The 11,189-nt window shown below is 38.7% G+C and carries 8 protein-coding genes and 1 rRNA gene; 5 read left to right on the top strand and 4 right to left on the bottom strand.

All coding sequences use genetic code 11. The annotated features are described in order from the left end of the window. Positions 1-339 (bottom strand): 16S ribosomal RNA (locus ACE1B6_RS05840); the annotation flags it as partial. Between the two features lie 1,265 nt (positions 340-1,604). Between ACE1B6_RS05840 and ACE1B6_RS05835 the strand changes: the two genes are divergently transcribed. Next, positions 1,605-2,243 (top strand): PAP/fibrillin family protein, encoded by a 639-nt coding sequence (locus ACE1B6_RS05835; protein ID WP_413256305.1) that lies wholly within the window; start codon positions 1,605-1,607, stop codon positions 2,241-2,243. 74 nt (positions 2,244-2,317) lie between these two features. On the opposite strand, the gene ACE1B6_RS05830 is transcribed toward ACE1B6_RS05835, so the two are convergent. Next, positions 2,318-3,154, bottom strand: a complete 837-nt coding sequence (locus ACE1B6_RS05830) for a TIGR01548 family HAD-type hydrolase (RefSeq protein WP_413256304.1) — start codon at positions 3,152-3,154, stop codon at positions 2,318-2,320. A gap of 87 nt (positions 3,155-3,241) precedes the next feature. On the opposite strand from ACE1B6_RS05830, the gene ACE1B6_RS05825 reads away from it, so the two are divergent. Further along, the gene (locus ACE1B6_RS05825; RefSeq protein ID WP_413256309.1) at positions 3,242-3,556 is read left to right on the top strand and encodes a 30S ribosomal protein PSRP-3; all 315 of its coding nucleotides are present in this window, start codon (positions 3,242-3,244) and stop codon (positions 3,554-3,556) included. A 145-nt stretch (positions 3,557-3,701) separates the two neighbouring features. Here ACE1B6_RS05825 and ACE1B6_RS05820 read toward each other — a convergent pair whose 3' ends face one another. Beyond that, positions 3,702-4,118: a hypothetical protein gene (locus ACE1B6_RS05820; RefSeq protein ID WP_413256303.1), complete on the bottom strand. Its 417-nt coding sequence runs from the start codon at positions 4,116-4,118 to the stop codon at positions 3,702-3,704. 182 nt (positions 4,119-4,300) lie between these two features. Between ACE1B6_RS05820 and ACE1B6_RS05815 the strand changes: the two genes are divergently transcribed. The 3 genes from ACE1B6_RS05815 to ACE1B6_RS05805 all read left to right on the top strand — a co-directional run bounded on the left by ACE1B6_RS05815 (position 4,301) and on the right by ACE1B6_RS05805 (position 8,072). Further along, on the top strand, positions 4,301-4,909 hold the full coding sequence (locus ACE1B6_RS05815) for a molecular chaperone GrpE (RefSeq protein ID WP_413256302.1): 609 nt from the start codon (positions 4,301-4,303) through the stop codon (positions 4,907-4,909). A 21-nt stretch (positions 4,910-4,930) separates the two neighbouring features. After that, positions 4,931-5,695, top strand: coding sequence for an HAD family hydrolase (locus ACE1B6_RS05810; protein ID WP_413256301.1), 765 nt, complete (start codon positions 4,931-4,933; stop codon positions 5,693-5,695). 802 nt (positions 5,696-6,497) lie between these two features. After that, positions 6,498-8,072 carry a YncE family protein gene (locus tag ACE1B6_RS05805; protein WP_413256300.1) on the top strand — a complete coding sequence of 525 codons (1,575 nt, stop codon included), beginning with the start codon at positions 6,498-6,500 and terminating at the stop codon, positions 8,070-8,072. 581 nt (positions 8,073-8,653) lie between these two features. Here the strand turns inward: ACE1B6_RS05805 and ACE1B6_RS05800 are convergent. Beyond that, positions 8,654-11,077 carry a PhoD-like phosphatase gene (locus tag ACE1B6_RS05800; RefSeq protein WP_413256299.1) on the bottom strand — a complete coding sequence of 808 codons (2,424 nt, stop codon included), beginning with the start codon at positions 11,075-11,077 and terminating at the stop codon, positions 8,654-8,656. Positions 11,078-11,189: the final 112 nt, after the last annotated feature.

Genomic DNA, 11,189 nt, shown 5'->3' with positions numbered 1-11,189 from the left:
GGAAAATTCCCCACTGCTGCCTCCCGTAGGAGTCTGGGCCGTGTCTCAGTCCCAGTGTGGCTGGTCATCCTCTCAGACCAGCTACCGATCGTCGCCTTGGTAGGCTCTTACTCTACCAACTAGCTAATCGGACGCGAGCTCATCAAAAGGCGGGTTGCCCCTTTCACGTTGCGGCATATCTGGTATTAGCAGCAGTTTCCCGCTGTTGTCCCAGTCCTTTCGGTAGATTCTCACGTATTACTCACCCGTCCGCCACTAACTCCGAAGAGTTCGTTCGACTTGCATGTGTTAAGCAGACCGCCAGCGTTCATCCTGAGCCAGGATCAAACTCTCCATTTTGAAGATATTTGTTGGCTCCGAAAACTAACTCGAAAATATCTGATTAGTCTCGGATTCCTCGGCTTTTTCTGGGTCAATTAATGACCCAATTTTTAATAATTTGTTTGACGAGGATTGAATGCTTGTTTAGGCTTTCAAACTTTTGATTTTTCCAGGTTCGGTTGTGAATGCTGTTGCCTTCACACTTTTATAACTATAACAGCTTTGTCTGAGTTATGCAAGTAAATTCCGAACTTTTTTTGGGGAATCTTGCCGAACTTTTTTTGTCTGACTTTCCCCACTTGTGGCAATCAATCGCTCAAAAGCTTTGTTATTTTAGGCTTTCAAACTATTTTTTTGTTTTCCAGGTTCTGTCGGTTAAAGGTTTTTTGCCTCTCGCCTCTTTAAGTATAACAAAAAAACTTCTCTTTGGGAAACTTTATTCCTAATCCAGGGAAGTATTTTTACTACTTGATTCTGGAGATAATCTCCTTTAGACAAAGGGTTGCTCTCAGAATCAGAGGTTAAAGGTTATTCCTTAACTCTTTTCTAAGATAACAGATTTTGGCGCTAAAGGTGTAAAAGTTAAAAAAATATTTTTTTAACTTTTTTCGACCTTGGTGACAATATATATGTCAATTCTAGGCTTTTCTGTTGACGGAAAAGCCTAGTTTTTAGCATTTCTCAGCAAAGTATAGCTAAGAGAGTTTTATCTCCCAAAAGCTCATGAGTATTCTTAATCTAAAAAATTGAGTTCTACTCAAAAAGTAGATGCTGCAAACTTTTAGAGTTCTTGAAAGCTCTTTAGATGAGTAAATGCTATTTATTTAAATCCCACTTTCGCCCTATGTGTGTAGGTAGAACTAGTTCAGCTTTTTGCTCACTTTTCTCTCCGGTTTGGAGGGGTGTTTACCAAGCTGAATGGTGAGGATTTTTTTGGCGCTTTACTAGGGTAGCAAACTTTTTCAATTTTGGGGATAGCAATTTTTAGTTCGATCGCTACGGAAGTAAATCAAGGTGTCAGGACTTACGTAACTGGTATCATTTGGTGCGTCAGACACTCAAACCCTGATATGATCGATCGGATTTACTATCTGACACACCCTACAACTACTGAGTCAAGGTGTCATTTGCTGCGTCAGACACTCAAACCCTGATATGATCGATCGGATTTACTATCTGACACACCCTACACCTTATATACATAGATATAGTTAACTCCCGTTCCTCACCCAGAACGGTCAGAATGATAAAGATTGTAGGTTTCAACAGGTAGGTGTTAACTCTTGAATAATCAACTCTCTTTAAAGGAAAAATTACTTGCGGCGCTTGATTTGATTCCATCTCACAAAAATGGTTCTCCTGTAACCAATTTGCAAATAGACAAAAATATTGCCGCAGAAATTGAAGATTTGACTACTCAATTAGAAAGTTGCAACCCAAATCCTCATCCTTTGGTAAATGCTATTTCTTTATTAGAGGGAAGTTGGCAATTGCATTACTCGACTGCTAGAGAAATCCGTTCTTTAGTTTCCCTACCTTTGGGATTAAAGCTGGGTAAAGTGTATCAAGTAATTAATGTGAGCAACAAACAGTTTTTTAATCAGGCTTTTGTGAAACATTTTTTGGGTGTATTATCGGGATATGTGAAAGTGACAGCTAGTTTTGAACCTGCGATCGAAGATTCATCCCGATCACCGGATAAACGGATTAATGTTTATTTTGATAAACGTTACCTCTCGATCGAGAAAATTCTGGGAATTAACACTCCTCAATTCGACCCTTTTAAGGTGGTAGCAGCTAATAATCCTACTAATCGAGTTGCTACTCTTGATATTACTTACTTAGATGAAGATTTCCGCATTGGACGTGGGGGAGATGGTAGTTTGTTTGTTCTCAAAAAGTCCATTGAGGTAGTTGAGTAAAGGCGATCGCCTCTTGATATAAAATAAAATTTTCAGCAAGTCCTAAAGTAGGACTGCTGTAGTACTTTCGCGTTTTAAGCTGGGTTTTCTCCGGCAATTAATTCCTGAATTTTTGCAGCAGTTAAATCTTGGACATTTGGCAAAATTATCTTAGCACCAGCTTGTTTTAAATTCGCCGTATAAGCTTCTAGTTGTTGCGAGGTTTCTTGTAAAACATGAGGGGGTAAAATTCCTACTCCGATCCATAAACGATTCGGTTGTAACAACTTAGCTTTTTCTACAGTGTACATATCAGCAACGGTGTCTCCTACATAAATAACTGCTGTAGTTTCTGGGGCGGAAAATTGCTGTTCTAATAATTGCACAGTTGCCAAAAGTCCGGTAGGATCGGGTTTACCTGGGGCATCTTCCATTGCGATTAAAACAGGACTTTTTAAACCTAAACGTTTACATAAAACGTATTCTGCGGAACCTCTGGTTGCACCACTGAAAAAACCCCAAGGTATTCCTGCTAAAGTCAAAGTTTCTAAATAGTTTGAGGCTAAAAGTAATGGTTCTGTGCAAATGTAACCTGTCCAATTTTTGGGGTTAGGGCCACGATAACGAGATTGAAAGAAGGCGACTAGGTTCTGGTAATCTAAGGCAATTTCTGTGCGGTTTTTTCCCTGTTTTTCAAAGTAGCGATAAACTAATTCTTGGGATGCTTCCCAGTCATTATTCCAAACGCCTTCGGATTTTAGAGTATCAATGTCTACTTGGGAGGGACGATAAGCGCCGTTTGTGTATTGTTCTACGGTGTCAGCAAGTGCGCGACGATACGATCCGCCCACATCGCGCACGACCCCATCAATATCGAAAACTACGATCGCCAATGCCCGATTTGCACTCTTGTCTAGGTTAGATGCTGTCAATTTGATTTACCTCGAAAATTTAAGGAACAAAGGTTAGACAATTAGGTTATTATAGAAAGGTTGTAAAGTCGCGAAAAGTCTGGGTCGATCCCGGAGGTGGGTTTGTCGAAGTTTATTTTAAAGGTTCTCTGGTTAGAGAAGGATGTAGCGATCGCAGTTGATCAGGTGGTGGGCAAAGGTACCAGTCCTTTGACGAAATACTTTTTTTGGCCGCGCAATAATGCTTGGGAAGAGTTACAAAAAGAGCTAGAATCCAAGCATTGGATTTCTGAAATCGACCGAGTTGAGCTTCTCAATAAGGCTACAGAAGTGATTAACTACTGGCAAGAGGAAGGCAAGCGCCGTCCGATGTCAGAAGCGCAAGGTAAATTCCCGGAAGTTGCCTTTACTGGTAGCGCCTGATTGTTTCGAGTCGCCACAGGTTAATGTTGTAATCATTGCTTGAGTTAGTAATGATTTTTAAGCTTGCATTGAATGGCAACTAAGTAATTGAATTCTAAATTTTTCAGGAGGGTGGCAACTTTTTTATGCTTACCCTCCAAATTTTTTAACCATCCATGAGGAAGGAATAAACTAGTCGCAATAATTCTAATTCTACAGGTGGTAAGCTACGACCCTCGGTAATGGCAATAAATTTCCCTTCTAAATCTGCGATTTCTTGATGTGGGGCATCGGTAGTTGTAAATTGTGCTAGATAAACGTTAATTGGAGTTTCTGGTGAATCTACTTTTGCCCAAAATTCGGTTTCGATTTTCAGGCTACCAGTAGCCAAATTTAATTTTTGTTCAGCGTGAGCGATCGCCTCATCCAACCCTGTAACCACTTCACCTTCCAGGGAACTTTCCACAACTTGCGAGCTTTCAGGTAAGCCATCAAATTGGCAAACTGTACCATTGAGGCGTAAAAACAAAACTCGCGCACTAGTGGCTTGCTTATGATACAGGATGAAGCGGGTGTTTGGCATGGTGTTTTGGCAAATAGCGATAATTATTTGGTTTTTAATTATACAAACAACTGTGCTGCAAATATTGTTAACCAGGAACAGCCTTCGACCTTCTCTAAATTTAAGTTAAAAAGAATTTCTGTTGCTCCCTTCTAGCAATACAATCATTTAAAGCGGTTAAATCAAGGCTGGAGTGATTGGAAATGAGCCAAGATCCTAATTTATTTTGGTTTGGGTGCATTCTTTGGTTAGTTAGCGTTTTAGTTATTTTCAACTTAGTTTACTCTCATCCCCCAGCCAAGGCTAAAGTTACTCAGAAACGAGTAGATCCGATTAAATATGCTTATGTAGTGAATACAGACGAGGAAAAAGAAATCGCTCAATTGCGCCGAGAATGTACGCGACTTCGGCAGAAGTTGCAGCAACAATCACAAAAAATCAGGGAAGATTTTCAACATAATACTTTTTATCAGTTAGAAAGTTTATTAACTAATTATCCTACTGTTTGCAAAGTTGTTCAAGAGCACCCAGATTTACCTGCGAAAAATATCTTACCTTTGTTCAAACCTTTGGATAAAGTTTTAGCTCATTGGGGTTATGAAGCGATCGGATCGCCTTTAGCACAAGTTCCCTACAATCCGCAATTACATCAACCGGACGATCGAGATATTACCGTTGGTGAAATGGTTTATATTTGGTTTGTCGGATATCAGGATCGGAAGTTAGAATATATTATTTCTCCTGCTGTAGTTAGCCGCAATTTACCACAGATTCCTAAGTCAACTAAAAGTTATGCAGTAAACTTTTCTTAATTGATTGATTGATTTAAATCAATGAAACTTAGTTTTATTGCCAGTGTATTGGCGGCTATCCATACTGACCTTCTTGTTGGTTTTTCTGAGGGGAAAGACTTTAAAAAAATGCGATATCAAGCTTTAGCGACTGATTATGATGGAACTTTAGCAACTGATGGTAAGGTGGATGAAACAACCTTAGCTGCACTTTCTCGACTGCGGGATTCTGGTCGCAAATTAATCTTAGTTACAGGTAGACATTTAGAGGATTTATTACAAACTTTCCCACGAATTGAGTTGTTCGATCGCGCAATTTTAGAAAATGGTGCTTTGTTATATCGACCTGCAACTGGAGAAGAAAAAGCATTGGGCGATCGACCTCCAAAAAAATTCATTCAACTATTACAAGAAAGAGGCGTTGCACCCGCAGTGGGAAGAGTGATTGTCGCCACTTGGCATCCCCACGAAAACACAGTTTTACAAACAATTCGAGAATTAGGATTAGAACTGCAAATCATATTTAATAAAGGTGCGGTAATGATCTTACCTTCCGGGATTAATAAAGCTAGCGGATTGAATGCAGCTTTGTCAGAATTGGAAATAAAAACTAGTCAAACTGTAGCAGTTGGCGATGCTGAAAATGACCATGCTTTTATGGATGTTTGCGGGTGTGCAGTCGCCGTTGCGAATGCTTTACCAATGGTAAAAGAACGTGCAAATTTGGTAACTAAAAGTGCTCGTGGTGCGGGTGTAGTGGAATTAATTGACCAAATGATCGATAATGATTTATCAGAAATAGGATAAATGTGGGATACAAAAATGTAGAGACGTTGTATACAACGTCTCTACATTTTGATCTTCTGTAGGGGCGAAGCATTCGGGTCAAAATTTATGGCAAAAACCCTAAGTTTTTTGCCCGAATGCTTCGCCCCTACCTTGAACTGTTCCCTGTTCTCTAAAACAAAAAACAATAAGGTGGGTAAATCCCACCTTACTGTTTTTAAATCTTTCGGTATAGCGTTGGTTATAGGGGGCGATCGACTTGGCGATTCAAACAAAGCAGTCAATCAAATAATCACATCCTTTGGGTTGCCAACTGGGAGAAAGAAGCGTTTGTTTGCTGTTCTCTGCCCCAGTGCTTTGCTTCTGTATATTTATTCAACCTAGCCAACTGGGTTTCCTGAAAATTCCGAATCAATTTAATTAAGATTTCGGCTCTCTTGTACTTATAGTTATAAATAAACCTGATTAATTACTTAAATGTTCAATATATTACAAACCTCAGCGCCTCAAACTAGGATTTTCCATTACAGTACAAGAGACATTTTTTTGTGTTTTTTATTACAACCATTATTACGGATAAAAATATCTTATGCCAAATTTGAGGTGAGTGAATATGTAACTTTGAGTTTGGGAGTTTCTATTATAATTCCTAGTCACAATCTAGCACAAAAAAAATTGATTGCTACTGTGGCTAGAATCCGATACTTGCTATGAGTTACACAGATCCTCGACTTCTTGGAGAAGTCGAGGATCTCGTTGGAAATTGTAAAAAATGCCGCATTATAGAGATAATTATTTTTAAGGTAATGTGAGGTAGTGAATTGTGATCCAGCAAGTAGTAAGTCTGCAAGACATTTTATCTCAAGCACAACAAGGCGATAACCAAGCTATTGCTACCCTGATTAATCAAGCTTTATCCAGCGAACCAATCACAGCAATAGTCAATTCTGAAAATACTTGTCTAAGAATAACATTACTATCTCAGAAATCATTAGAGCAAAATTTATGGGTTGGTTTTATTAAAGAGGGAATGAACCGACTGGAATGTAAAACTTTTAAATCTGTGCGAGTAATTGGACAAGAAATTCATAAAGTTCTGCCGAACTGGATTCAGGAATTTGAATTATCTGCTACTCAAGCTCAAATAGTAACTTACCCAGAAAAACAATTTAAAATTCCTTTGCTGTGGTTAGTGAGTGGGGTTATTGGAATTCTGTTAATTGTTAGCGGATTTTTCCTCAAAAATCAACTAGACAGTCTCCAATTAACACCAGCAGAAAAGCCCACTCCTCAAGCGCAACCTACACCAATTGTCAGTGCTAAACCTACACCAAAAGCTAGCCCTAAACCAGTTGTTAAAGTAGTAAAAAAACCTGTCAAAAAAGCGCCACCAGCTAAACCACGCACTGCGCCAATGTATTTGAAAAGAACAATTACAGGTCGTATTACTCCGAAATCAATTGTACATTCGGGAAATGGGTTATTTTTTGCCCAAAATATGATGTATAGTCACACAATCACGGTTTATAACCGCGAGCATAAGTTAGTAAAAACTATTCCCGATCGCGTCAATTTAGCTAAGTTTGGTTATAGTAATTTTAAAGGCGATTACAATGGCGCACCTGTAGAAGCTAGTTTTTCTCATGATGGAAAATATGCTTGGGTTTCTAATTATCAGATGTATGGTGCGGGGTTTAATAATCCGGGAAGCGATCGCTGTCATCCCTCCCAAAGAACAGACAATAGTTTTTTATATCGCATTAATACGGAAACTTTGCAAATAGAAAAAGTGATACAAGTTGGTTCAGTTCCTAAGTTCGTCGCCACTTCTCCTGATAACCGTTTCGTATTAGTTAGTAATTGGTGTAGCTGGGATGTCAGTATTATTGATACGGAAAAAAATCAGGAAATTAAACGAGTAAAAATTGGTGCTTATCCTAGAGGAATTGTTGTCGATCGCCGATCTCAAAGAGCTTACGTTGCTGTGATGGGTTCCTCTGATGTTGCTCAAATAGACTTACAAGAATATTGGGTTAATTGGTTGCGAAATATTGGGCGATCGCCACGGCATTTAAATCTCGATCGAACAGGAAGATATCTCTACGTTTCTTTAAATAGTGAAGGTAGAATTGCCAAAATTGACTTAGCAAAACCCAGAGTGCTTTCTAAAGTTTACACAGGTGCAGCACCTCGCAGTATGGTTTTATCAGATGATGGGCAAATGCTTTATGTGGTTAATTACAACAACAATACTGTGAGTAAAGTTCGCACTCAAGATATGAAAGTTTTACAAACAGTACGAGTAGGCGCTAGTCCAATTGGTATTACTTACGACCCAAAAAACCGAGAAGTTTGGGTAGCTTGTTATTCAGGTCAAATCATGGTTTTTCAAGATTAGCTGACAATTATTGCTTGATTGTACCATTTAATACAAAAAGCGAAAAATGAAGAAAAGTTTGACAAAGTTTTTAACTTATTTTAATTTATTTTAACTAAATTCTTATTTTCGCCAGACTGCCCTAATAACTAGTACTTTCGGTTTTTCCTACCTAAGAATTAGTGAAAAGCCACCTTTATGGGTGATGTTATTTAGGTGTATTGCTTCTACAGTAGAAGTGTAATTCCTAAAGTATGAAGTAGTAAAAGGAGTATTGTTATGCTAGAGGTCGCTGCTTTATTGATTGGTTATGTCATAATTAGTGGAATTTTTATCTCTGTTGTCGAATAAGTCCAATGAGACAGTCTCAACAGAAAAAGATTACTGCTAATCAAATACAAGTTATAAGCTTCCTCTATTTGCCATGAGGAAGCTTATATTATATAAATTTTTCCATAATTTGTGACAATTGTTACATCTTTTTTAGCCTCCAGTAGCGGCTGCGGAAATGATGAAAGGTTAAGCATTTTTTACCTTAAACTCCAGTAGCTAAGAGCAAGCCAGATCCCCGACTTCTTGAAGAAGTCGGGGATCTGTGTATCTCACAATTTAGGAAGTACGTTTACTGGTAGAGGCAAGGTTTTTAGTTTTAAGGGAACGAAATATCTGCTATAAACTACGCTCTGATTGTTCCAATTTGGTCGCCAATAGATATCTTGAATTACAGCTTTAGCATCGTCATTTCCGGTTGACCAATTGAAAGAAACTAACCCAAAATTAGCTAATCCGACAACTTCTTCTCCTTCTTGAAACCAACGATTTTGCCAAAGCCAAGATCCAGAATTTGATGAGGTTTTTGGTGAAGATCTTTTGGCTTTTTCCCAAGCCGCTAGTTGGGCTTTTTGTCGTTTGATCCATTCGGTGCGGTACCACCAATCTGGGAGGAATTGGGGGTGTTTAACGGCGATCGCCCAAGAAACATCATGATTTTGCCAACTCCCTGACTTTATTTCCCGCAATAAGGGAAACTCCGGGGCATTTTTTAGCTGAGAAACTTTGATTTGTTCTTGAATTCTTTGTACTTCAAACAGTTGTGGTTGCTGATTCCAACCAGCCCAAACTTCAGGTTGTTGCAGTGCTAAAGAAGAAAGTTTTGTATGTACTAAACTTGTACTAAACTCTACATTTTTAAAGGCGCTAGCAGTTAACTGTGCAATAACTTTAGCAGAGGTTTGCGCGGAATTTCGCGCACAATAATTGAGTAACACTGCACCAGCATAATGAATGTCGCCTGTTAAAATTATGACGCGATCGCGCCGTTCCAACAAATAAGAAATTAACTTACCAAAACCCACTTTGTTAAAATTCCAAGAATCTCCCACATCGCTATTAAATATACGATCCATATCATCAACCTGATGGCGTTCCCAATCCCAATTTTGGAAACTATCCACAAATGACAAACTGACTAAATTGGTAGGAATCACCACTAAAGTAGCTTCAATTTGGGAATTATCTGTTTCTTGAAGTGGTTGTTGAATTTGCTTTTTAAATGCAGTTGGACTTAACAACATTGGCGGATCGGTTGTTTTACTTTCACCTTTGATATAACCGCGCCAAGTGCGTGTATCAAGGACAATTACTTCATGTTTAAAACTTCTGATAGTATAATACCAAATTAAAGTTGATTTACCATCAGGATGTTGACGATTTAAAATTAGGGTATTTTCATCTTCTTGGTAACGGGAATTTGGCGAAATATCGATAGGCATCCCTAAATGTTCAGCTATATTTTCCCAGGCAATTTGATTTTTACCTCCTGACATTGACCAGTCTTTGGCTGCTAGTAATAATTTTTCTCCTGGTTGTCCTGATTCAAATTGTTCAGGAGTATTTCCCCAAGCTTGAAATATGGCATAAGCTAACATGGCATTTTGAACAACGCGCTTGCCAAGGGGTTTACTTAAAACGCGATCGCACCATTCCCGATTTAAAAACCAATCATCGGTGACATCATGATCGTCACAAATCATGTAGGCGGAGATGTTGGCAAGCGATCGTCTAACTTTCCAAATATCATTAGCAAATTCTAAAACAACTGCCGCTTCCTCATCCCAAACTTTCGCTTTTTTTCGGTCTTTTTTCATTCTTTCACCTGTGGGAAAACGATTAGGCCAAACTACAGGCGACCAAGCAAACAAATACATCGCAAAGTATTCACCTAAACCAAAAAGATGACTCTTCGCCTTGTCTGGTTTATTCACCAACATAGCAGTAAAACCGCCGTAATCTCTAGCAATATCACTACGTTTTCCTGGTAAGAATTCACTGAGATTTACATATTCGATTTCTCCATTTTCTAATTTTTGGAAAGGTAGCTTTTCTGACCAACCTAACAGGGTATTACCCGCTTCTGTGATTGCCCAAAGTAAGGGATCTGCTACATCATCACCGTAAATTTGATCGCCTGTTAGAAATAGTTGTTGGGGACGATTTAAAGGTTGATTAGCAGAGTGACTAATTAAATCATCTAATATTGTTAAAGCATCTCGTCCCCCACCATGAGGTTTGCGACAAGAACCATGCACAATTTGTAAATCATTTAAATCATTAGGAGGCATGGCGAAAGTCGGTAATTGATGGGAGAAATAACTAATTGTTACTTCAGGAAAACCGCTTTCAAAATTTAAAGCCTCAACTAAATTGGTATTACCAAATTCTAAATCATAAGCATAAATTTCCCCTGGTTGAAGTTGATTTTCTGCAACTACGCTAGATTTAGCAGTAACAGCAACTACATGAAGAAATTGACCCAATGGCATAGTGTAACTTCTACCAACTAACAATAATCGATCGATAACTTCACCTTTACCATTAGCTGTAGAGTAAACTTTCAGCGTTACATTGCGAGGTTCTTTTAAAGCTACCCAAACAGTGACAGCATTTGGTTCTGTACGCCGCAAAATTGGGCCTGCGAGAATTAGGGGTAGGCGATCGATGCGATCGCACAAAGGTGTCCATGACATAATCTATCTCCCAACTTAATCGCCAAGCTACCTAATTTCTAAACCAACTTTAATATATTTACCTCTAGATCCCCGTTTTAACAGTATATTTTTATAAAGCAAATTAGTTTAG

The sequence above is a fragment of the Floridaenema fluviatile BLCC-F154 genome, from assembly GCF_041929135.1.
Taxonomy (GTDB): Bacteria; Cyanobacteriota; Cyanobacteriia; order Cyanobacteriales; family Aerosakkonemataceae; genus Floridanema; species Floridanema fluviatile.
Note: the sequence above shows the minus strand (reverse complement) of the source record. Positions and strands in the feature narration are given on the sequence as shown.

Excerpts from the sequence above, each read along its gene's own strand:
- ACE1B6_RS05820 (WP_413256303.1), bottom strand. The coding sequence starts at position 4,118 with ATGCCAAACACCCGCTTCATCCTGTATCATAAGCAAGCCACTAGTGCG.
- ACE1B6_RS05815 (WP_413256302.1), top strand. The coding sequence starts at position 4,301 with ATGAGCCAAGATCCTAATTTATTTTGGTTTGGGTGCATTCTTTGGTTA.
- ACE1B6_RS05810 (WP_413256301.1), top strand. The coding sequence starts at position 4,931 with ATGAAACTTAGTTTTATTGCCAGTGTATTGGCGGCTATCCATACTGAC.
- ACE1B6_RS05800 (WP_413256299.1), bottom strand. The coding sequence starts at position 11,077 with ATGTCATGGACACCTTTGTGCGATCGCATCGATCGCCTACCCCTAATT.